Annotated in this window: 2 protein-coding genes; both read right to left on the bottom strand. The window is 55.3% G+C overall.

The annotated features are described in order from the left end of the window. The coding region (locus tag WCA53_RS09205) for a transposase (protein WP_423908261.1) at positions 1–821 on the bottom strand (821 nt) is incomplete at its 3' end. Between the two features lie 386 nt (positions 822–1,207). After that, entirely contained in the window at positions 1,208–2,239 is a 1,032-nt protein-coding gene (locus tag WCA53_RS09200) for an ADP-heptose--LPS heptosyltransferase (protein ID WP_423908258.1), read from the bottom strand. Positions 2,240–2,583: the final 344 nt, after the last annotated feature.

The following is a 2,583-nucleotide window of genomic DNA, read 5'->3' as shown; positions in this document are numbered from 1 at the left end:
ATCCATCGCCGCGACCATTCCAGCGCATACGTGGCGGCCTCGTCGGCTTGGCCATAACGCGGACCAATCAACCCCGAACGCTCCACCCGCTTTCCGTCCTTCACGATCTCCGCCCAGCCCCGGAACATCCCGCCCGCGACCGGACGCGAAATGGCGTAGATGGTGTAGCCGTGACCGTCATGCACCGGAACGCACGCGGGCTCGAAGGCCATTGGCGTAGTCTCGGGTACTTGCCCATGCAAACGCGAGCGGCCGTAAGAATGAGAATTACCATGGCCATGAGCATGCGCATGAGCGGCGTGCGGGCTCATCGCTGTACGCGTAGCCGACAACGGCACAGGCGCATTAGCGCGCGCAACATCCCGGGCCTCCGCAATGCGACGCGGCCCAGCCGAAAACGGCAGGTCAGCCCCGCTCGCGCCCACGGCGCTCGCCCCGCCCCATGATTCAGGGTTTTGCCAGAACACACCGCGCAACCGGTCGCATTCATAGACGGGCTGGACCGGACGCACCGGCACTTCGGCGGGCGCCGTCGGCAAAATCGCGAACGACCGGCCTCGCGCGGCCAGCCGAGTCACCATCTCGATCAGCGTGCCGTTCATTTGCCAGTCATTGAAGCGGCGCCGGCAAGTCGGAACGGTCGGATAGTGACCGGGCAGCTTTGACCAGGTCTCACCCGTAGTGAGAATCCACAGCACCGCATTCACAATGGTGCGCGGATGCGCGCGAGGCCGTCCCCGCCGATGCTCACGGATTTCGCCTTCGGCTACGAGCGCTGCAACCAGCGCCCACTCGTCATTACTGAGTTCGTCGAAAAACATTATGCGTTGCTCCCCCGCAATCGGACTGCGCCACGAATGTTGAACCGTGTGCAGCAGGTTATTTTTACCTGCAAAAATGGCTGGACCACAGAAACCAAATCTATGCGCAAACGTTTGCGAAAAATAACAAATTAGTGCGTACATACTTTGTGCAATCTGCTAGGTGGTGCAGGATTGGATCCAAACCGGTACAAAATTCAGCATAGCGCTAGCGTATGAAGAAATGATTGCACGAAGCATACCATTCGTATGGTTAGCCCCAATATGACAAACCATTAGATGTTTAGATTTTTTTGCAATAATTTATTTGTTACAAATTCAGCAATTTATTCCGATCGCGATGTATCCAGCTTTGCGATTCTATTCGTATGATCTTTGAATGGATCTTAAGTGAAATCAAAAATATTGGCATCTATCTTTAATGCGTAATACGCATGCTCGATTGCCTGGACGTCTGACTGGCGACTGCTTGCATGCATACCATCGAGCGCAGGGACGTCGAGGTGGACCGCTTTACAGTACGGATAGTCGCGTACCCGCAATTGCGGCGCAATCGTCGTGAAGAACGCGGTGGTCGGGATATTGAAGCCCGCGGCTATATGAATAGCCGCCGTATCTGGCGCCACCAAATGACGCGCGTGCTTGATGAAGCCGATGAAATCGGCGATATCCACCGAACGGGCGGAGATGTCGATGTACTGCGGATGATCGATTGCGCCGACGCCCGCGACGGGTAGCCCGAAGCGTTGCCACAGCGCTTCAACGATCGTTGAATGGAGCGAAGCCGGGATGCTGCGCACTGGCGTACTGGCAAGTGGGCATAGCAAGACGTATTCACCCTGCTCCCCTCGCGGTTCTGGCACCCTAAGCTGCTGCAGCCACAGATTACGTTTGTAAGCTGCGGATATTTCTTCCGCACGCATGCCCATTGCATCGATAAAAAAATCGATCATGGCCCGCGTCGTGAACTCTGGCCAGAACAAATGATTCCCGATATCCACCCGCAATTCGTGTTGCGGAAGCGCATCGAGCTTGATGGGTAAATCGACGATATCTCCGAAGAGCGGTGCTGCAAGCTCGTATAGGTGTCTCACATAGTGAGGCGCATGACGCGGCCTGTAAATCGTAAAGCGCAATTGCGGGAATTGCGCGCTGATCGCGTAAAGTGCGGTCAGCCCGATGATTGAATCGCCGAGTGTCACACCCATGCCATTAATCACATGTACACGCGAGCGCGAGGCGAAGTCCGGATTGAATGCCGCTATAGCGGCATTGCAAATGCCATTCGACAATCCAAGCGCGCGGTAACCCACGGCCGGTGCATTGGAAACCTCGAGATCGTACGACGCCACTATCTCGTCATTCGACGAAAGCAACGATCCTGCGTTGGTCAGCGCGGAAGCCTCATCTAGGAGCATGGGCAGCGATCAAGTATGAGTTCGGCAGTTCGGCACCGACATTGCTACACAGGGAAAAGCTGATTCACGACTTGAACATCGCGACCCACTGTTGGTAGGAAGCATCGAACGATTTTGCACTCGCATCCTTATCTTGTAATGTGCGGTAACGTTCCGCTATGCACAAAACGTTCCATGGGGTGCTGCTCGCGGAGAGTGTGGGGAGAGCGTTGAGTCCTTCTGCTCGCGTGGTCGTTCTGCATAAGTCGGATTTTCTTGCTTATTTCTGTTAGCCCCTATCCGGGGCGGGACTTCATTTCTTTTCAAACGCGAAAAGAAACGAAGCAAAGAAACGCGTTTTGAAC

Source organism: Caballeronia sp., from assembly GCF_049581465.1.
Lineage (GTDB): Bacteria > Pseudomonadota > Gammaproteobacteria > Burkholderiales > Burkholderiaceae > Caballeronia.
Note: the sequence above shows the minus strand (reverse complement) of the source record. Positions and strands in the feature narration are given on the sequence as shown.

Bases quoted from the DNA above. Each gene is read 5' to 3' on its own strand.
- WCA53_RS09200 (WP_423908258.1), bottom strand. From the start codon at position 2,239: ATGCTCCTAGATGAGGCTTCCGCGCTGACCAACGCAGGATCGTTGCTT.